This window comes from Streptomyces lateritius, from assembly GCF_014649715.1.
GTDB classification, from domain to species: Bacteria; Actinomycetota; Actinomycetes; order Streptomycetales; family Streptomycetaceae; genus Streptomyces; species Streptomyces lateritius.
Genome location: NZ_BMTO01000001.1, coordinates 22,551 through 41,708, shown reverse-complemented (window position 1 = coordinate 41,708; position 19,158 = coordinate 22,551). Strand labels below are relative to the sequence as shown.

Genomic DNA, 19,158 nt, shown 5'->3' with positions numbered 1-19,158 from the left:
GCGGCGGGGCGGCCGGGTGCACCGGCCGCCCCGCAGTGAAGCGTTCCTCATTGCCGGGACTGTCACACCCCGGACGACACGTCGTTCTTGGCCGAGGTGTCAGCTTTCCCCTCGGCCGCCGCGAGTGCCTTGTTGCGGCGGAGGGAGGACCAGAAGGAGAGCGCGATCAGGACCACACCGATGGAGCCGGTGATGAGCTCGCTGATCTCGTGCTGGATGGTGATGAGCAGGATGACGGCGAGCGCGCCGATCGCGTAGTGCGCGCCGTGCTCCAGGTAGACGTAGTCGTCCAGGGTGCCTTCACGGACCAGGTAGACCGTGAGCGAACGGACGTACATGGCACCGATGCCGAGGCCGAGCGCCATCCAGAAGATGTGGTTGGTGATGGCGAAGGCGCCGATGACACCGTCGAAGGAGAACGAGGCGTCGAGGACTTCCAGGTACAGGAAGAGGAAGAACGCGGCCTTGCCGGCGAGGCCGACCGCGGAGACCGGCTTGCCCTGGGCCTTGGCCTTCTCCTCCTCCTCGTGCTCGCGCTCCTCCTCTTCCTCCAGCTTGCCCTCGAAGAAGCCGGAGAGACCGCCGACGATCAGGTACGTGATCAGGCCGGCGACACCGGAGAGCAGAACGGTCGCGGACTTGTCCAGGTGGCCGGTGCTGGTGTGTGCGTGGGTCGCGAAGGTCATCGCCGTGACGAGCAGGGCGATGAGCGCGACACAGACCGACAGCATGTCGACCTTGCCGAGCTTGGCCAGCGGGCGCTCGAGCCAGCCGAGCCACTTGATGTCACGGTCCTCGAAGATGAAGTCGAGGAAGATCATCAGCAGGAACATCCCACCGAAGGCGGCGATCGCCGGGTGGGCGTCCGTGACCAGGGCCTCGTACCGCTCGGGATTGTCCAGGGCCAGCTGGACGGCCTCGATGGGACCGACCTTGGCACTGATGGCGACGATCGCGACGGGGAAGACCAGCCGCATGCCGAAGACCGCGATCAGGATGCCGATCGTGAGGAAGATCTTCTGCCAGAAGGCGTTCATCTTCTTCAGGATTCCGGCGTTGACAACCGCGTTGTCGAAGGACAGCGAGATCTCGAGGATCGACAGGATCAGTACGACCCCGAACGCCTCCCACCCCCACTGCCAAGCGGCGAAGGCCAGGCCGAGCGCCGTGATGGCGAACGACCAGCCGAAGGTTTTCAGAACCACTGTCTACCCCATCGTGAAACTACTTGGCTTTACGAAACGTTGACCCCGAAGTCTAGAGCGATGCCCCGCAGCCCCGACGCGTACCCCTGACCGACCGCGCGGAACTTCCATTCGCCGTTGTACCGGTAGAGCTCGCCGAAGATCATCGCGGTCTCGGTCGAGGCGTCCTCGGAGAGGTCGTAGCGGGCCAGCTCCTGACCGTCCGCCTGGTTCACCACGCGGATGAACGCATTGCTGACCTGGCCGAAAGTCTGCCCGCGGTTGTCGGCCTCGTGGATCGAGACCGGAAAGACGATCTTGTCGCAGTGGGCGGGGACCTGGGTGAGGTCCACGATGAGCGACTCGTCGTCGCCGTCACCCTCGCCGGTGAGGTTGTCGCCGGTGTGTTCGACGGAGCCCTCGGGGCTGGTGAGGTTGTTGTAGAAGACGAAGAACTCGTCCCCGAGTACCCGCCCCGACTGGCACAGCAGGGCGCTGGCGTCGAGGTCGAAGGGCGCTCCCGTGGTGGAGCGCGCGTCCCAGCCGAGGCCGACCAGCACCTTGGTGAGATTGGGTGCGGCCTTGGAGAGGGAGACATTGCCTCCCTTGGCGAGCGTGACGCCCATGATGTGGTTCCTCCCCGGTGAGTACCGCTGATGCTGCCCTGCAGATACCACTGACCCTGCTGATGCTGCCGGTCCTGCTGGTGCTGCCGGCCCTGCCGATGCGGCTGGTGCTGCTGATGAGGCACGTCCGGCGCCGCACGGAGAGTGCGGCGCCGGACGGATCGGTGTCGTGCGGTGCGGTGGACGACTCAGACGTTGACGCCGAAGTCCGCCGCGATGCCGCGCAGGCCCGAGGCGTACCCCTGGCCGACAGCGCGGAACTTCCACTCGTCTCCGTTGCGGTACAGCTCGCCGAAGACCATGGCGGTCTCGGTCGAGGCGTCCTCGGAGAGGTCGTAACGGGCGATCTCGGCCCCGCCGGCCTGGTTCACGACGCGGATGAACGCGTTGCGGACCTGGCCGAAGGACTGCTGGCGGTTCTCGGCGTCGTAGATCGACACCGGGAAGACGATCTTGGCGACATCGGCGGGCACCGTGGCCAGGCTGACCTTGACCTGCTCGTCGTCACCCTCGCCCTCGCCGGTCAGGTTGTCACCGGTGTGCTCGACCGAGCCGTCGGCGCTCTTCAGGTTGTTGAAGAACACGAAGTCCTGGTCGTTGCGGACCTTGCCCTCCGCGCTGACCAGAATGGCGCTGGCGTCGAGGTCGAAGTCCGTCCCGGTGGTGGTGCGGACGTCCCAGCCCAGACCGACGGTGACGGCGGTCAGGCCAGGGGCCTCCTTGGTCAGCGAGACGTTGCCGCCCTTGCTGAGGCTGACTCCCACGAGTCCCTCCATGTGGTTTCCAGGGGCAGCGCCCCCGTCGTGCGTTGGCATCGGATCAACGACTGGATCCTAGTGACGGGTTCCCGGCCAGGACAGACGATTCGCCCCGATGTCTGGAGGGCGTGTCCGGAACGTGCCTGGAGGGGGTGTCCAGAAGGGGGCGCCTCCAGAGGGTCTAGAGGGTGTCGAGCGCCTTGAGGTAGTCGTTCAGGTCGCGGGCGTCCGGCAGGGCGTTGACGACGCTCCAGCGGACGACGCCCTCCTTGTCGATGATGAAGGTGCCACGGACGGCGCAGCCCTTCTCCTCGTCGAAGACGCCGTAGGCGCGCGAGGCCTCGCCGTGCTTCCAGAAGTCGGAGAGCAGCGGGTACTCCAGGCCCTCCTGCTCGGCGAAGACGCGCAGGGTGTGGATGGAGTCGTTGGAGACGGCCAGCAGCTGGGTGTCGTCGTTGACGAACTTCGGGAGGTTGTCGCGCAGCTCGCACAGCTCACCGGTGCAGACGCCGGTGAACGCGAAGGGGTAGAAGAGCAGCACGACGTTCTTCTCCCCCTGGTAGTCGGAGAGCCTCACGGTGCGGCCGTGGTTGTCCTTGAGCTCGAACTCCGGGGCCTTGGTGCCGACCTCGATCGCCATGCGTACGCGTCCCTTCCGCTGGACCCTGTGAACCGTGTGGACCTGATGGACCTCGTTGACCTTCACTCGCCGGCCCTCGTTGGACCGAACAGGTGAAGGGCCAGCTTAGGACGCGGCCCACCGGGTCCACGCACAGAGCCCCCGCCGACCGAGGTCGACGGGGGCTCCTGCTGCTTGGGAGATCAGCGCTTGGGTGCGACGAGCCGGGTACCCGACCAGTCCTTTGCCACGCTGATGCTCTTGGTCTGGGAGAAGCCGGCGGTCTGCGCGGCATCGCTGATGTCGCTCGGCTCGACGTAGCCGTCACGGCCCGTCTTGGGCGTCAGCAGCCAAAGGTTTCCGCCGTTGTCCAGCAGGCCGATGGCATCGACCAGGGAGTCCGTCAGATCTCCGTCCTCGTCGCGGAACCAGACCACCACGGCGTCGGCGACGTCGTCGTATTCCTCGTCCACGAGATCCGACCCGATGATGGACTCGATGCCTTCGCGGAGATCGAAGTCGACGTCGTCGTCGTAACCGATCTCCTGGACCACCTGTCCGGGCTCGAACCCCAGCCTCGCTGCCGGGTTGGTCCGCTCCTCCGCGTGGTCCGCGGTCGCGCTCACGGCTTGCCTCCTGATCATGTATCGGAAAATGCTTCGGCCACGCGCGTACGCGCGGCGCTGGCCGTAGTCCACACGTGCTGGGCGGATCGCGCAAGTACTGGGCCGTCGAGACCGCCGAAACGGTGACGTTTGGGGCCGTCTCGCCGCAACTTCCGAACCACATCCGCTCCGCTCCGTGAGGAGAGGCACACGCTTCGTACCGCTTTGTGGTCTTCCGCGGTTTCAGTCTGCCGAACGTGCGGCCGGAACGCATGCGCGGGTTGGGCGTAAGGTTGCGATTTGACCCAACCAGGCACCCAGTGGGGATTACCCCTCGGTAGAGATGACGTTTGACACCGATGGGGTACACGATGGACGTCCCGGCCTCCTGTGGGCTCCATCGAAGCTCCACCGAACAGCGAAGGAACAGCGTGGCTTCCGGATCCGATCGCAATCCGATCATCATTGGCGGCCTTCCCAGCCAGGTCCCGGACTTCGATCCGGAGGAGACCCAGGAATGGCTCGACTCGCTCGACGCCGCCGTCGACGAGCGAGGCCGTGAGCGGGCCCGCTACCTCATGCTCCGCCTGATCGAGCGGGCCCGCGAGAAGCGTGTGGCCGTACCCGAGATGCGCAGCACGGACTACGTCAACACCATCGCGACCAAGGACGAGCCGTTCTTCCCCGGCAACGAGGAGATCGAGCGCAAGGTCCTCAACGCGACCCGCTGGAACGCCGCCGTGATGGTCTCGCGCGCGCAGCGCCCGGGTATCGGGGTCGGCGGTCACATCGCCACGTTCGCCTCCTCCGCCTCGCTGTACGACGTCGGCTTCAACCACTTCTTCCGCGGCAAGGACGAGGGCGACGGCGGCGACCAGATCTTCTTCCAGGGCCACGCCTCCCCCGGCATCTACGCCCGCGCCTATCTGCTGGACCGGCTGAACGAGACGCAGCTCGACGCCTTCCGCCAGGAGAAGTCGAAGTTCCCGAACGGGCTGTCCTCGTACCCCCATCCGCGGCTGATGCCGGACTTCTGGGAGTTCCCGACCGTCTCGATGGGCCTCGGCCCGCTCGGCGCGATCTACCAGGCCCGGATGAACCGCTACATGGAGGCGCGCGGCATCGCCGACACCTCCAAGTCGCACGTCTGGGCGTTCCTGGGCGACGGCGAGATGGACGAGCCGGAGTCGCTCGGCCAGCTGTCCATCGCCGCCCGTGAGGGCCTGGACAACCTGACCTTCGTCGTCAACTGCAACCTGCAGCGGCTCGACGGTCCGGTACGCGGCAACGGCAAGATCATCCAGGAGCTGGAGTCGCAGTTCCGGGGCGCCGGCTGGAACGTCATCAAGCTGGTCTGGGACCGCTCCTGGGACCCGCTGCTCGCGCAGGACCGCGACGGCATCCTGGTCAACAAGCTGAACACGACGCCGGACGGGCAGTTCCAGACGTACGCGACGGAGACCGGCGCCTACATCCGCGAGCACTTCTTCGGGGACGACCACCGGCTGCGCGCGATGGTCGAGAACATGACCGACGAGCAGATCCTCCACCTGGGCCGCGGCGGTCACGACCACAAGAAGGTCTACGCGGCCTTCGCGGCGGCCAAGGCCCACAAGGGCCAGCCGACCGTGGTGCTCGCGCAGACCGTCAAGGGCTGGACCCTCGGCCCGAACTTCGAGGGCCGCAACGCGACCCACCAGATGAAGAAGCTGACGGTCGACGACCTCAAGCGCTTCCGCGACCGGCTGCACATCCCGATCACGGACAAGCAGCTGGACGAGGGCTATCCGCCGTACTACCACCCGGGTCGCGACTCGGAGGAGATCCAGTACATGCACGACCGCCGCAAGGCGCTCGGCGGGTACGTGCCGACCCGCGTCGTGCGGGCGAAGCCGCTGGCCCTCCCGGAGGAGAAGACCTACGCGGCGGCCAAGAAGGGTTCTGGCCAGCAGTCGATCGCCACGACGATGGCGTTCGTCCGCATCCTCAAGGACCTCATGCGGGACAAGGAGATCGGCAAGCGCTTCGTGCTGATCGCCCCCGACGAGTACCGCACCTTCGGCATGGACGCGTTCTTCCCGAGCGCCAAGATCTACAACCCGCTGGGCCAGCAGTACGAAGCCGTGGACCGCGAGCTGCTGCTCGCGTACAAGGAGTCCCCGACCGGTCAGATGCTGCACGACGGCATCTCGGAGGCTGGCTGCACCGCCTCGCTGATCGCCGCGGGTTCCGCGTACGCCACGCACGGCGAGCCGCTCATCCCGGTCTACGTCTTCTACTCGATGTTCGGTTTCCAGCGGACCGGTGACCAGTTCTGGCAGATGGCCGACCAGCTCTCGCGCGGCTTCGTGCTCGGCGCCACCGCCGGCCGTACGACGCTGACCGGTGAAGGCCTCCAGCACGCGGACGGCCACTCGCAGCTGCTCGCCGCGACGAACCCCGCCTGTGTCTCCTACGACCCGGCGTTCGGCTTCGAGATCGCGCACATCGTCCAGGACGGCCTGAGGAGGATGTACGGCCCCGACGCCGAGGACGTCTTCTACTACCTGACCGTCTACAACGAGCCGATCCAGCACCCGGCGGAGCCCGCGGACGTGGACGTCGAGGGCATCCTCAAGGGCATCTACCGCTTCAAGTCCGGCGAGGCGGGCGCGATCCCGGCGCAGATCATGGCGTCGGGCGTGGCGGTGCCGTGGGCGGTCGAAGCGCAGCGGATCCTCGCCGAGGAGTGGAACGTACGCGCCGACGTCTGGTCGGCGACCTCCTGGAACGAGCTGCGCCGCGAGGCCGTCGAGGTCGACCGGCACAACCTGCTCCACCCGGACGAGGAGCAGCGCGTACCGTACGTGACGCGGAAGCTCTCCGGCGGGGAGGGGCCGTTCGTGGCGGTGTCCGACTGGATGCGTTCGGTCCCGGACCAGATCTCCCGCTGGGTGCCGGGCGCCTACACCTCGCTGGGCGCGGACGGCTTCGGCTTCGCGGACACGCGCGGTGCGGCCCGCCGCTACTTCCACATCGACGCGCAGTCGATCGTCCTGGCGGTCCTGACGGAGCTGGCTCGTGAAGGCAAGGTCGACCGGTCGGCCCTCAAGCAGGCCGTGGACCGCTACCAGCTGCTCGACGTGACGGCGGCGGACCCCGGCGCCGCGGGCGGCGACGCGTAGAGGCCCGTCCGGCGATCGGGCATTCGGACCTCCGGCATTCGTGCTGGTGAGGGGCGGTGGGACCGGCGGTTCCACCGCCCTTCGGCGTTGCCTACGATGCCTGTCATGAAGGAACGCACCGCGCAGCTGCGCTGGGAAGCGAGCACCCGGACACCGCTGCTGGGGCTCGCCGTCGTGTTCGGCATCGCCTACGCCGTGCCGATCGTCGCGCCCGACGCGGACGCCTGGGTGCACCGGCTGTGCACCCACGTCGAGTGGCTCGTGTGGGGCGCGTTCGCCCTCGACTACGCCGTCCGGCTGGTGCTCGCGCCCGCCAAATGGCTGTTCGTGCGCAGCCATCCGCTGGACCTGCTGGCGGTGCTGCTGCCGCTGGTCCAGCCGCTGCGGCTGCTCCGGGTGGTGTCCACTCTCCTCCTCGTGGGCCGGCGGGCCCGGATGGCCCCACAGATCACACTCACCACCTATGTGGCGGGCGCGGTGGTCGGGCTGATGATGTTCGGCTCGCTGGCCGTGCTGCACGTGGAGCGGAACGCGCCGGACGGGAACATCAGGACGCTCGGGGACGCCGTGTGGTGGTCGTTCACCACGATGACGACCGTGGGGTACGGCGACCACGCCCCGACCACGGGGCTCGGCCGCGTCCTCGCGGTGGGACTGATGCTCTCGGGGATCGCGCTGCTCGGTGTGGTCACCGCCAACATCGCCGCCTGGTTCATCTCCCGCTTCGACCGGGACGACGCGGTGGAACGCCGGCAGACGGAGCTCCTCGAGGCGCTGACGCGCGAGGTGAAGGAGCTCCGCGCGGAGGTGGCCCGGCTCTCGCCGCCCTCCGCGGCCGCGCCGGAGCAGGGCGGCTCCGCTATCGCTCCCAGATCTTGAAGGCTCTGACCTGGTACGGCGTCTGGGGCGTCCAGGTCCCCCGGCCCGGGTAGGTCTCGAACTCCCCGGTCTCCGCGCACTCGGCCGACTGGTAGGCGGTCACCGGCCGCCCGGTCCGGTTGGCCAGGGCCTGAGCCGTGGTGCCGGCGGGAAGCGCGACGCAGCTGTCGACGTCCGTGTCGGCGAGTTCGTACCGCTGCGCCTTGCCCTTGAAGTCGGACTTCGGCCAGAGGCAGAGCTGCCCGGGCGCGCAGGCCCCGAGCGTGGGCGCCGGAGCCCCCGCGCCCGCGGTCGCGGTGCCGGCGGTCGCGGGCCGTGCGTGCAGCAGTGTCGCCGGAAGGGCGGTGAGCAGGGTGGCCGCCAGGGCGGCCGGGAGAACGGTCTTCGTACGCATGTCGGTGAACCCCCGTGTTCGTCACTCTCTGTAATCAGAACTCTGAGGGAGTGGTGACCTCGTTGGGAAGAGGCTCCGAGTCGGTTCACCCGGATAGGTGACAGCCCCGCCGGACGGGTCCGGCGGGGCTGTCGGCAACGCTGTGTTGACGGGTCAGACGCGGCTGACGCGTCGACCTCAGATGTGGGCTCCGCCCGCACCGGCCTCCGCGTTCTCGCCGCGCTTGGTGAACACGGCGACCCCGGCCGCGACGGCGGCCACGACACCGGCGACGGTGAAGGCGAGCCCCATGCCGTCCAGGAAGGTGTCGTGGATGACCCCGCCGATCCGGTCGAGCATGTCCGGGGTCATACCGGGCGCCTGGGCCAGCTCCTGCGGGACCATGCCGAACTCGGCGGCCTGCTCCAGACCGGGAGCGGGCTCACCCGGAACTCCGGCGGCCGTCCAGTTCTCCGCGAAGTCGCTGGAGACCTTGGAGGACATGACCGCACCGAGCACGGCCGTGCCGAGCGCGCCGCCGACCTGCATCGCGGCCTGCTGCAGACCGCCCGCCACGCCGGAGAGCTCCAGCGGGGCGTTGCCGACGATGACCTCGGTGGCGCCGACCATGACCGGGGCGAGCCCCAGGCCGAGGAGGGCGAACCAGAGGGACATGGCGAAGGTGCCGGTCCCCTCGGAGAGGCTGATCATGCCGAACATCGCGGCCGCGGTGCACACCATGCCGCCGACCAGCGGGATGCGCGGGCCGAACTTGGTGATGAGCGCGCCGGCCAGCGGCGAGGAGACGATCATCATCGCGGTCAGCGGCAGCAGGTGCAGTCCGGCGTCGATCGGGCCGAGACCCTGGACGCCCTGGAGGTAGAAGGTCACGAAGAACAGGCCGCCCATGAAGGCGAAGGCCATGAGGACCATCAGGACCACACCGGCCGAGAGCGGCACGGAGCGGAACATGGCCATCGGGATGAGCGGCTCCTTGACCTTGGTCTCCCAGTAGGCGAAGACGCCGAAGAGCAGCATCGCGCCGAGCAGGCAGCCCCAGGTGTTGCCGCTCGCCCAGCCCCAGTCGGCACCCGCCTGGATGATCCCCCAGATGAGCGATCCCATCGCGCCGGAGAGCAGCAGGATGCCGAGCACGTCGAAGGAGCGCGGGGCGTTCTCGGCGCGGTGGTCCTTGAGGATCACCAGACCGAAGACGAGCGCGATCACACCGACCGGCACGTTGATGAAGAAGACGGACTGCCAGCTGACGTGCTCGACGAGGAAGCCGCCGAGGATCGGGCCGCCGGCCGTGGAGGCGCCGATGACCATGCCCCAGATACCGATGGCCATGTTCAGCTTCTCGGCGGGGAAGGTGGCGCGCAGCAGGCCGAGCGCCGCGGGCATCAACAGGGCGCCGAAGAGGCCCTGCAGCACGCGGAAGCCGATCACGAAGGCGATCGAGTCGGACAGGCCGATGGCGCCGGAGGCCGCGGCGAAGCCCGCGATGCCTATCAGGAAGGTCTGGCGGTGGCCGAAGCGGTCACCGAGCTTGCCGGCCGTGATCAGGGCGACCGCGAGGGCCAGGAGATAACCGTTGGTGATCCACTGCAGCTGATCGAGGGTCGCGCCGAGGTCGTGCTGGATCGCCGGGTTGGCGATGGCGACGATCGTGCCGTCGAGCGCGACCATCATCACGCCGACAGCCACGGCGAACAGAGTCAACCAGGGGTGGCCGCGCAGTCCCTTCGCCGGGGCCGGGCTGGGATTCTGGGCACCCCCGTCACCCTGCGGGGCCTTTTCCATGGTGGTCTGACTAGTCATGCGAAAGAGGCTAGTGTCAGCGACTGACAATTGACAAAGCGTTTCACACGCCGGTAACTGTCACGTAGCTCACAGGTACCCTGAAGGCCACGAAGCGTGAGAAAGAGGCGAAAAGAGGGCCATGAGGTGACGGTTTCCGGACTGCGGGAACGGAAGAAGCAGCGCACCCGGGACGCGCTGCTGCGGGTGGCCCTCGAACTCTTCACGACACAGGGGTACGAGCGGACGACCGTCGACGAGATCGCCGACGCGGTCGAGGTCTCCCAGCGCACCTTCTTCCGGTACTTCTCCTCCAAGGAGGAGGCCGCTTTCGCCGTCCAGCAGATGGTGGAGGAGCGCTTCGTCCGCGCGCTGGCGGAGCGCCCCGCCGAGGAGGGTCCGCTCGACGCGATGCGCAACGCCGTTCTCGCCTCCTGGGACACCATCGGCGAGGCGATCATGGAGGTCGTGCCCGTCGAGCAGTATCTGCGGACCTTCCAGATGATCGAGTCGACGCCGGCGCTGCTCGCCGTCCATCTGCGCCGCTCGACCGAGATGGAGGAGGCCCTCGCCCGGCTGATCGCCGAGCGCGAGGGCCTGGACGTGGACGAGGACCCGCGCCCCCGGATCGCGGTGGCGGCGTTCAGCGGGGTGATGCGGGTGACCGGTCAGCTCTGGGGCCGGGGCACCGACCCGACGCTGGAGGCGATCCGCGAACTGACCGAGCGCTACCTGGACCACCTGGCCCCGGCCCTCGAACCGGACTGGCGGAACTGACGGCTCCGTAAGCACACAGGTGCGTTCCGCAGGCGCGCACGTGCGAAGGCCACCGGTCACGACGCAAGTGCACGCGTGAGGCGTACGCCCGCGCGTACGGAGCGTCACCACGCTCCGCCGTCCGATGTGATCCACCTCACCCGGCCGCACGAAGGCCCGCTCGCGTCTCCTAGGGTGGCGCGCAGTGACTTCCTTCGACTCCTCCCCCACCCTCTCCGCCTGGCGCATACTGCTCGCGCTGGCCGTGGCGTTCGTCCTCCTCGCCACCACCGGCTGGACGACGATCCGGCAACAGCGCGGGCCAGGGGAGCCCCGCCAGACCGCGCTCGCCTCCTGGGCGCACGGCAGGATCGGCGACCGGGCGCTCCCCGACCCGGCGTCCCCCGCCCGTACGATCGCCGCGTTCTTCGCCTCCATCGGCCCGAAACGGGGCGCTTCACTCGCCGACGCGCACCCGCTCGTCGTCGGCAATCTCGACGGCGCCCCGGTCACCCTCCGCTACCGCGCCAACCGGCTCGCCCTCGCCCGCGCCCTCGCCGCCGAGCGAGGCAGGGTCGAGGACCCCCGACTGAGCGCCACCGGCCGGCACGAGGCACTGCGCCGGGTGCACCGCTTCACGTCGCTGATGCGGACCGGCCGGCAGATCCTCGCCTTCGACCCCAGCGGTCCGGGGCGGACGGCCGAGGTGCTCGGCGATCTGGACCGGGCCCGGCGGGTCTCGGTGATCGTGCCCGGCGTCGACACCAACCTGCTCACCTTCCAGAAGACCCACCGGAAGTACTCGGCCCCCGCCGGAATGGCCGAATCGCTCTACGCCGCCGAGCGCAGGGCCGCACCCGGCTCCCCCACCGCCGTCATCGCCTGGGCCGACTACACCGCCCCCGTCGGGGTGGGCATCGACGCCGCCATGGGGCGTCTGGCCTCCGCGGGGGCGGTACGGCTCGTCGACATGACCACCGCGCTGCCGGGCACCTCGCGCGTCAGCCTCTTCTGCCACAGCTACGGCTCGGTGCTGTGCGGGGTCGCCGCGCCCCGCCTGTCCGCCCGGGTGACGGACGTGGCCGTGGCCGGGAGCCCCGGCATGCGGGTGGAGAGCGCGGCCGAACTGTCGACCCGGGCCCGGGTGTGGGCGATGCGGGACGCCGACGACTGGATCCAGGACGTGCCGAACCTGGCGGTCGGCGGGGTCGGGCACGGGGCGGACCCGGTGACGCCGGAATTCGGCGCGCGGCTCCTCTCCGCCGCCGGGGCCACCGGCCATACCGGCTATTTCGAGCCGGGCACCGACAGCCTCGACAACTTCGCCGCGATAGGCGTTGGTTCGTACCACAGCCTCACGTGCGCGAGCGCCGACAGGGCTTGCCGCAGGGGAATCTCCGGCGCGGAGGGCCTCTGACGCGCGTAGAGCCCGGCATTCCGGACCCCCGCGCAGGGGCGACGCGGGGGCGCTCGCCGCATACGATGAGGCACATGGGTGATGTGCTGGCCGGAATTCATGCCACCTGGGAGTTCGAGAGCGACGCCGTCGTCATCCGCTTCGAACGAGGGATCCGCACACCGAAGCTGTTCCAGACGCTGCGCGAACGCCGCGTCCCGCACGAGGCGTTGGCGTCGGTGACGCTCGCGCCGGGCAAGCGGGGCACCGTCGTGCTGCACGCGGTGCCGCGACCGGGCGCCGATCCCCTGATGGAAGCGGCCGCGGGGCAGCTGAAGGAAGGGTGCGACCCGTACCGACTGGTGCTTCCGGCCGAGCGGGAGACGCTGGCGGAGTACTACGGGGACGAACTGCGGCCCCTGCTCACGGCGGGCGCGGAGCCGGCGGACGCCTTCCTGGTGGCCGCGCCGGAAGGACCGCAGTCCTTCAAGGCGTACGACGGGAAGGCGAGCTTCGACGGGAGGTCGGAGGTCACGTTCCACTGGTCCTGGTCCGGTGCGTCATCGGAGAAGTGGAAGGCGGGCGACCAGACCTTCCCGGTACGCGATCTCAGCGGGGTCGAGTGGCGCTCGCCGGACGTCTTCGACGGTTACCTGCGCCTGCTGCCCCGTTCCGGCGAGCCGCGCCCGGCCCAGGTGGACCGCGACCCGGCGGCCGTCGTCTTCGGTCTGGGCTACGGCCCGGTCCACCAGTCGCTGCCGTTCGCCGCGTCGGTCCTCGCCGCGATCCGCGGGGCGGCCCGGACGGCGGGGGCGCTGGAGACGGAACGGCGTGATCCGGTCGGCGTGGCGGAGCGGATCCGGTATCTGGGGGAGCTGCACCGGGCGGGTCTGGTGACGGACGAGGAGTTCACGGTGAAGAAGGCGGAGCTGCTGGCGGAGCTGTGATCCGGGGCGCGGGGGCGCGCCGGTCTCATACCTCGGTATCGGTCGGCGTCCGGCTCTCCGGTATGACGCCCTGCGCCGGGGAGGCTGCCTAACCTGAGCGGGCCATGAGTACCGACACCTCCGCCACCGCCCCTGACCCCGCCCCCCGAGCCCCCTCGCGCGCCGCGCGCTTCCTCGCCCCCGCGCGGGAGATGACGCAGGCGTTCGGGGCTGCCCTCGCGACGCCGACGCGGCCGGGCGCCCCCCTGCTCGCCTCGGCCCAGAAGCGGTGGCTGCGGCTGCTGCCGTACGGCGTCGCCTTCGCCTTCGTCGCCTCGCTGCTGCCCGTCACCATCACGGTTCTCGTCAACGACTACCAGGTCAACGGCGCCCTCGCGGGTGCCCTCGCCACCGCCCAGACCGCGCCGCTGCTGCTCGCGGTGACCCGCCCCCTCCAGGCCTGGTGGATCATCGGGACCGCCGATGTCGCCGGTGCGCTGGTCACGCTCGCCGCCGACGGCCTCGACGGGCGTTCCTGGCCGTGGACGCCGATGGTCGTGGTCGGCTACCTCGCCCTGATGCTCGCCCTGGGGCTGCGCGAGTCGCGACGGGCGCTGCTCGGGGTGTGGCTGGTGACCGGCGCCGTCGGCTTCGCTTTCGAGCTGGTCTCACAGCAGCACAGCGACGGCGTGCACGTCCTGGTCTTCGTCCTGAGCGGGGTCGTCCTGCTCATCACGGCGACGCTCCGGGAGCGCGGCGACGCCGAGCGCCGCACCGCCGAGGAACGGGCGCGTACGACCCTCCTCGAGGAGCGGGCCCGGATCGCGCGCGAGCTGCACGACGTGGTCGCGCACCACATGTCGGTGATCACCGTGCAGGCCGACTCGGCGCCGTACCGGATTCCCGGCCTTCCGGAGGCGGCCCGCGAGGAGTTCACCTCGATCGCCGCGAGCGCGCGAGAGTCCCTCGCCGAGATGCGGCGGCTGCTGGTGGTGCTGCGCAGCGAGGGCGCGGAGGGCGAACGGGCGCCGCAGCCGGGCCTCGACCGGGTGCAGCAGCTGATCGAGGCGACGGTACGGGCGGGGGTGCCGGCCCGGTTGTCGTTCTCGGCCGAACTGGCCGCCCGGCTCGGTGACGTACCGCAGGCGGTGGACCTGTCGGCGTACCGGATCGTGCAGGAGGCGCTGGCGAACGTGGTGCGGCACGCGCCGGGCGCGGAGACCCGGGTGTCGGTGACCTCGGACGACGACTGGCTGACCGTCCTCGTCGTCAACGGGCCGGTACCGGCTCGCACTTCGCCCCTGGAAGGCGGTACGGGGACCGGGCACGGGCTGGTCGGCATGCGGGAACGCGTACGGTTGACCGGCGGCACGCTGGACACCGGTCCGCTGCCGGACGGCGGCTTCCGGGTGGCCGCGCGCCTCCCGCTGACCTCGAAGGGCACCTTGTGACCATTCGCGTGATCATCGTCGACGACCAGGCCATGGTGCGGGCGGGTTTCGCCGCGCTGCTGTCGGCACAGGCCGACATCGACGTGGTGGGCGAGGCGCCGGACGGGAAGCAGGGCGTGGAGGTGGCCCGGGCGACCCATCCGGACGTGGTGCTGATGGACGTGCGGATGCCCGAGATGGACGGTCTCGCGGCGGCGCGGGAGATCCTGTCGCCGCCGGTGGGGGTCGTCCACCGTCCGAGGGTGCTGATGCTGACCACCTTCGACGTGGACGACTACGTGTACGAGGCGCTGCGTGCGGGGGCGTCGGGCTTTCTGCTGAAGGACGCGCCGCCGGCGGACCTGATCGCGGCGGTACGGGTGGTCGCGGCCGGCGAGGCGCTGCTGGCGCCGTCGGTGACACGTCGGCTGATCGCCGACTTCGCGGCGTCGCGGCCGGCGCCGCGGGCGGACCGGGCGGCGCTGCGGCTGAACGGTCTGACGCCACGCGAGACGGAAGTGCTCGAGCTGATCGCTCGGGGGCTGTCGAACCAGGAGATCGCGGACCGGCTGGTGCTCGCCGAGCAGACGGTGAAGACGCACATCGGGCGGGTGCTTGCCAAGCTCGATCTGCGGGACCGGGCACAGGCGGTGATCTTCGCGTACGAGTCGGGACTTGTGACGCCGGGCGACGCCCGCCGCTGAAAGGGGCGGGACCGCCGCGCTCCGCGCCGCATCCAGGCAGCCCCCGGGGGAAAGCCCCACCCCGGCCCGGGGGCCCGTCCCTCCTCCCGCCCCTACTCCGGTATGAGCGGGGAGTTGGCTCCTCGGTGTGACGTGCCGCCGCCCCTCTTCTTCCTACCTTCCTCTCGTCAGGACGAGACACCAGAGGGAAGAGGGAGGGCCGCCATATGCGCCGCTACACAAGGACGTTGGTCGCCGCCGCGCTCACCACCACCGTGGTCGCGGGGACGGCGGGCTGGGCGTCCGGGAGCGCCCAGCAGGCCGTGAGCGGGGCGCCGGTCGGGGCCGAGGCGTGGCGGGCGGACGGGCTGCCCGACCCGGAGGGCATGACCGCCGACGAAGTGGCCGCGTTCTTCGGGAACGTGAGCCCGGCCCGGCAACGGGAGCTCGTCCGCGCGCACCCCTCCGTCGTCGGCAACCTGGACGGCGCGCCCCTCCAGCTCCGGTTCGAGGCCAACGCCAAGGCCGCGGGGCCGCGGTACGCCGGGCAGCGGGTCCTCGCGTTCGACCCGCGCGGCCGGGGCCAGATCGCCCTCGTCCGTGGGGACTTGGCGCGCGCCCGGCACATCGCCGTCATCGTGCCCGGTTCCGACATAGACGCCGGCAACAGCAAGCCGCTCACCGACATGGCGGACGCCCTGCGCCACGCGGCCGGCGACACCACCGCCGTCATCGCCTGGGCCGGCTACACCACCCCCGTAGGCGTCGGTCTCGACGCCGCCACCGGTGATCTCGCCGAGGTCGGGGCCGAGCGGCTGACCCGGCTGACCGACGGACTCGCGGCCGTCGGCGCCCCCGCCCCCTCCCTCTTCTGCCACAGCTACGGCTCCGTCGTCTGCGGCCTCGCCGCGCACGACCTCAAGGCGAAGGACATCGTCGTCTTCGGCTCCCCCGGCATGCGCGCCGGGAGCGTCGCCGAGCTGAACACCTCCGCACGGGTCTGGGCCGCCAAGGACCCCTCCGACTGGATCGACCGGGTCCCGAACGTCGAGTTCGCGGGGCTCGGGCACGGCGAGGACCCCACCGGGGCCGGCTTCGGGGCCCGCCGGGTGCCCGCCGACGACGCCCGGGGCCACAACGGCTACTTCGGCGCCGGCACCCGGTCCCTGCGTACCTTCGCCGCCATCGCCCGAGGTGACGTCCGATGAGCGCGATGACGACGAGCACGAGGCCGTTGAGCACGATGACGACGGGCACGAGGCCGTTGAGCACGATGACGACGGGCACGGTGACGAAGGCCGTCGCGACGATCGAGGCGCGCACGCCCGCCCACCGCGACCGGGCCGTCGACGGCTTGCGCGCCCTCGCCCTGCTCGCCGTGCCGACCGGGCACTGGCTCCTCGGCGGGTTCACGCTCTCCTCCGACGGCGCCCTCCACAACGCCAGCCCGCTCTCGGCCTTCCCCGGATTCGCCCCGGTCAGCTGGCTCCTGCAGATGCTGGGGATCTTCTTTCTGGTCGGCGGTCACGCCTCCGTCCTGTCGTACCGGAAGCGGAAGGGTTCCAGCGGCGCGTGGCTCAAGGGGAGGCTCGCCAGGCTCGGCCGGCCTGTGCTGGGGGTCACCGCCGTGTGGGCCGTGCTGCTGCCCCTGCTCCACTACGGCTTCGGGGTGCCGGGAGACACCCTGCGAACGGCGTCCACCCTCGTCGTCCAGCCGCTCTGGTTCGTCGGCGTGTACACGGTCGTGACCGCCCTGACCCCGCTCTGCGTCCACGCCGCCCGCCGGGCGGGCGTGTGGGCCGCGGCCCCGCTGCTCGGTTCGGTCGCCGTCGTCGACTTCCTGCGCTACGGACCGTATGCCGAGGCCATGCCCTCCTGGCTGAGCGTCCTCAACGTCCTTCCCGGCTGGCTCTTCGCCTACCAGCTCGGTGTCTCCTGGGGCGAGGGCCGGGTCACCAGGCGGCACGCCTGGGGACTGCTGCTCGGCGGCGCGGCGCTCTTCGCCGCCCTGTTGCTCGCCTTCGGCTATCCCGCGTCGATGGTCGGCGTGCCCGGCGAGGCGCGCACCAACTCCCACCCGCCGTCGCTGCTCGTGCTCGCCCTCGCCGCCACCCAGAGCGGCCTGGCGATCCTGCTGCGCGACCGGCTCGGCAGGCTGCTGAAGCGGCCCGCGCTCTGGGCGCCGGTCGTGGTCGTCAACCTGTCCGCGATGACGATCCTGTGCTGGCACCAGACGGCGATGCTCGCCGCCGCGATCCCGGCTTCGTACGCGGGTGAGGTCCCGGGTCTCGTCGGGGCCCCCGACACGGTCGGCTGGATCCTCGCCCGCCTCGCCTGGATGCCGCTCTTCGCCGGGCTGCTGGTGCTGACCGGGCGGTACGCGCGCGGGTTCGAGTCCCCGTGGACGCGCACCGGCCCGGCTCCCCGCGCGGCGGCGGGGCTGCTCGCGGCGGGTTTCGCGGTCTTCGCGCTCGGCCTGGCGTGAGCAGCCCTCTCCAACCGGGTCTCAGCCCTCCCGAGCCGCCGAGGTGGAGCTCATGTCCGGATAGCGGTCGCCCGTCACCTCCGCGGCGATCGGCTCCAGCTCCGCCAGTTCCGCCTCGGTCAGCGTGATCCGGGTGGCCGCCGCGTTCTCCTCCAGACGGCTCCGCTTCCGGGTGCCCGGGATCGGGACGACCGTCAGACCGTGCACATCGGACCGCTGCTGCACCCAGGCCAGAGCGATCTGCGCCGGCGTCGCCCCGCGGGTCGCCGCGATCTTGTGGACGGGGGCGAGCAGGGCCGCGTTCCGCTCCGCGTTCTCACCGGTGAAGCGCGGCTGGTACCGGCGGAAGTCGCTGCCCGAGAGGTCCTTCGAGGCGTCCGCGAACGCGCCGGTGAGGAAGCCCCGGCCCAGCGGCGAGTACGGCACGAACGTCACGCCGAGCTCGGCCGCCGCGCCGACCGCGCTGCGCTCCACGTCGCGGGAGAAGAGCGACCACTCCGACTGCAGGGCCGCGATCGGGTGCACGGCGTGCGCCTCGCGCAGCTCCGCGCCGGTCACCTCGCTCAGCCCGAGCTGCTTGACCTTGCCCTCCCGTACGAGCTCGGCCATCGCGCCGACGGACTCGGCGAGCGGGACCGCCGGGTCGCGCCGGTGCATGTAGTAGAGGTCGATGGTCTCGACGCCGAGCCGGCGCAGGCTGGCCTCGACCGCGCTCCGGATGTACGCGGGGTCGTTGCGGATCCCACGGTAGTGCGGGTCGTCGGGCCGCCGCTCGATGGCGAACTTGGTGGCCAGGGTGATCTCGTCGCGGTGGGCGGCGACGAACGGGGCGAGGAACTCCTCGTTGGCGCCCTGGCCGTAGATGTCCGCCGTGTCGATCAGGGTGACGCCGGCCTCCAGGGCGGCGTCGAGGGTGTCGCGGGCCGCCGCCTCGTCCGTGTCGCCGTAGAACTCGCTGATGCCCATGGCGCCGAAACCCTGGACGCCGATCTCCGGCCCGTCCGTGCCCAGACGTACCGTCGCGATCCTGCTCATCGGGTCGTACCTCCGCATTGCTCTTCGTAGTGGCTGATCTTGATGTCGAGCACCGCGAGGGTGTCCTGCAGCTCGGCGATCCTGGACTGGACGTCCCGCCGCGTGGTCTCCAGAAGTTCACGGCGCTCGGCTGACGTGTGCTCGCCCTCCCGCACCAGCTCCGCGTACCGCACCATCGCGGCCACCGGCATCCCGGTCAGCCGCAGCTTGCCGACGAAGGCCAGCCAGTGCAGGTCCCGTTCGGTGAAGCGGCGCTGCCCCGTGTGCGACCGGTCCACGTGCGGCATCAGCCCGATCCGCTCGTACCAGCGCAGGGTGTGCGCCGTGAGGCCGGTCAGGGCGGCCACCTCGCTGATCGTGTAGCGGTCCTTCCCCTCGGGGCGGGTCGTGCTCTCGATCACGCTCATGACCCCACGCTAGAACCTTCGAGTGCACTCGA

18 protein-coding genes are annotated in these 19,158 nt (G+C 70.4%); 9 read left to right on the top strand and 9 right to left on the bottom strand.

Going from position 1 to position 19,158, the window contains the following annotated elements:
• Nucleotides 1–62: 62 nt before the first annotated feature.
• From IE136_RS00195 to IE136_RS00175, 5 genes are all read right to left on the bottom strand, one after another.
• Entirely contained in the window at nt 63–1,205 is a 1,143-nt protein-coding gene (locus tag IE136_RS00195; RefSeq protein ID WP_158986944.1) for a DUF475 domain-containing protein, read from the bottom strand.
• A gap of 29 nt (nt 1,206–1,234) precedes the next feature.
• Nucleotides 1,235–1,810 carry a TerD family protein gene (locus IE136_RS00190; RefSeq protein ID WP_158986946.1) on the bottom strand — a complete coding sequence of 192 codons (576 nt, stop codon included), beginning with the start codon at nt 1,808–1,810 and terminating at the stop codon, nt 1,235–1,237.
• 188 nt (nt 1,811–1,998) lie between these two features.
• Entirely contained in the window at nt 1,999–2,574 is a 576-nt protein-coding gene (locus tag IE136_RS00185) for a TerD family protein (protein ID WP_158986948.1), read from the bottom strand.
• A 175-nt stretch (nt 2,575–2,749) separates the two neighbouring features.
• Nucleotides 2,750–3,208, bottom strand: coding sequence for a peroxiredoxin (locus IE136_RS00180; protein WP_158986950.1), 459 nt, complete (start codon nt 3,206–3,208; stop codon nt 2,750–2,752).
• 182 nt (nt 3,209–3,390) lie between these two features.
• Nucleotides 3,391–3,813, bottom strand: coding sequence for a DUF3052 domain-containing protein (locus tag IE136_RS00175; RefSeq protein ID WP_158986952.1), 423 nt, complete (start codon nt 3,811–3,813; stop codon nt 3,391–3,393).
• Nucleotides 3,814–4,223: 410 nt separating this feature from the next.
• On the opposite strand from IE136_RS00175, the gene aceE reads away from it, so the two are divergent.
• Together aceE and IE136_RS00165 are read left to right on the top strand one after the other, a co-directional pair.
• Complete coding sequence (aceE, locus tag IE136_RS00170; protein WP_189599076.1) at nt 4,224–6,956, top strand: pyruvate dehydrogenase (acetyl-transferring), homodimeric type; 2,733 nt, start codon at nt 4,224–4,226, stop codon at nt 6,954–6,956.
• A 105-nt stretch (nt 6,957–7,061) separates the two neighbouring features.
• The gene (locus IE136_RS00165; RefSeq protein WP_158986956.1) at nt 7,062–7,835 is read left to right on the top strand and encodes a potassium channel family protein; all 774 of its coding nucleotides are present in this window, start codon (nt 7,062–7,064) and stop codon (nt 7,833–7,835) included.
• Here IE136_RS00165 and IE136_RS00160 read toward each other — a convergent pair.
• Entirely contained in the window at nt 7,816–8,229 is a 414-nt protein-coding gene (locus IE136_RS00160; protein WP_189599075.1) for a peptidase inhibitor family I36 protein, read from the bottom strand. The genes IE136_RS00165 and IE136_RS00160 overlap by 20 nt on opposite strands.
• Before the next feature lie 177 nt (nt 8,230–8,406).
• Nucleotides 8,407–10,011 (bottom strand): MFS transporter, encoded by a 1,605-nt coding sequence (locus IE136_RS00155; protein ID WP_373308985.1) that lies wholly within the window; start codon nt 10,009–10,011, stop codon nt 8,407–8,409.
• Nucleotides 10,012–10,155: 144 nt separating this feature from the next.
• On the opposite strand from IE136_RS00155, the gene IE136_RS00150 reads away from it, so the two are divergent.
• The 7 genes from IE136_RS00150 (at nt 10,156) to IE136_RS00120 (ending at nt 17,684) form a co-directional block, all read left to right on the top strand.
• Nucleotides 10,156–10,785: a TetR/AcrR family transcriptional regulator gene (locus IE136_RS00150; RefSeq protein ID WP_158986962.1), complete on the top strand. Its 630-nt coding sequence runs from the start codon at nt 10,156–10,158 to the stop codon at nt 10,783–10,785.
• 184 nt (nt 10,786–10,969) lie between these two features.
• Nucleotides 10,970–12,181, top strand: a complete 1,212-nt coding sequence (locus tag IE136_RS00145; RefSeq protein ID WP_189599073.1) for an alpha/beta hydrolase — start codon at nt 10,970–10,972, stop codon at nt 12,179–12,181.
• Nucleotides 12,182–12,246: 65 nt separating this feature from the next.
• Nucleotides 12,247–13,107, top strand: coding sequence for a DUF4429 domain-containing protein (locus IE136_RS00140; protein ID WP_189599072.1), 861 nt, complete (start codon nt 12,247–12,249; stop codon nt 13,105–13,107).
• A 191-nt stretch (nt 13,108–13,298) separates the two neighbouring features.
• Nucleotides 13,299–14,537, top strand: coding sequence for a sensor histidine kinase (locus tag IE136_RS00135; protein ID WP_229818607.1), 1,239 nt, complete (start codon nt 13,299–13,301; stop codon nt 14,535–14,537).
• Complete coding sequence (locus IE136_RS00130) at nt 14,534–15,220, top strand: response regulator (RefSeq protein ID WP_189599070.1); 687 nt, start codon at nt 14,534–14,536, stop codon at nt 15,218–15,220. Before IE136_RS00135 ends, IE136_RS00130 begins: the two co-directional genes overlap by 4 nt.
• 206 nt (nt 15,221–15,426) lie before the next feature.
• The gene (locus IE136_RS00125; protein WP_158986971.1) at nt 15,427–16,407 is read left to right on the top strand and encodes an alpha/beta hydrolase; all 981 of its coding nucleotides are present in this window, start codon (nt 15,427–15,429) and stop codon (nt 16,405–16,407) included.
• A 65-nt stretch (nt 16,408–16,472) separates the two neighbouring features.
• The gene (locus IE136_RS00120; protein ID WP_189599320.1) at nt 16,473–17,684 is read left to right on the top strand and encodes an acyltransferase family protein; all 1,212 of its coding nucleotides are present in this window, start codon (nt 16,473–16,475) and stop codon (nt 17,682–17,684) included.
• A 21-nt stretch (nt 17,685–17,705) separates the two neighbouring features.
• Here IE136_RS00120 and IE136_RS00115 read toward each other — a convergent pair whose 3' ends face one another.
• Together IE136_RS00115 and IE136_RS00110 are read right to left on the bottom strand one after the other, a co-directional pair.
• The gene (locus IE136_RS00115; protein WP_158986973.1) at nt 17,706–18,719 is read right to left on the bottom strand and encodes an aldo/keto reductase; all 1,014 of its coding nucleotides are present in this window, start codon (nt 18,717–18,719) and stop codon (nt 17,706–17,708) included.
• Complete coding sequence (locus tag IE136_RS00110) at nt 18,716–19,126, bottom strand: MerR family transcriptional regulator (RefSeq protein ID WP_158986975.1); 411 nt, start codon at nt 19,124–19,126, stop codon at nt 18,716–18,718. The genes IE136_RS00115 and IE136_RS00110 overlap by 4 nt, the downstream gene beginning before the upstream one ends.
• Between the last annotated feature and the right edge of the window lie 32 nt (nt 19,127–19,158).